General features: G+C 63.4%; 1 pseudogene. It reads right to left on the bottom strand.

From position 1 onward, the window contains the following. Positions 1 to 339, bottom strand: a pseudogene (locus H6B10_RS15810) (hypothetical protein); the annotation flags it as partial.

Below are 339 nucleotides of genomic sequence, written 5' to 3'. Positions count from 1 at the left end.
GGTGGCGCATACCCAGGTTGTAGGAGCAGTTCAGCATACCGCAGTAGGCGTCGCCGCGGCCGTTGATCATATCGCCGTCGCCCTCGGCAGCCGCCACGTACATCACGGGGCCGTCGGCAAAATCCCCCGGGCGGTACCCCAGGGCCGAAAGCACCCCCGGTGTGCCGGGGGCGGCAAAGTTCCCTTCCTTGGCCAGGGCGCAGTCGGTCACATGGATGGGGTTGCGCACGCTGGCGGCGATGATCTGGGTCTCGATATCCGGATAGTTCAGGAACATATCGTGGATGGTCTCGATGAGTTCGTACCCATTGCCCGTGCCATTCTGGGTGTCAAGGACCT

This window comes from Gemmiger formicilis (assembly GCF_016901605.1).
In the GTDB taxonomy this organism is placed as follows: domain Bacteria; phylum Bacillota; class Clostridia; order Oscillospirales; family Ruminococcaceae; genus Gemmiger; species Gemmiger formicilis_B.
This window is presented reverse-complemented; position numbering and strand designations above follow the sequence as displayed.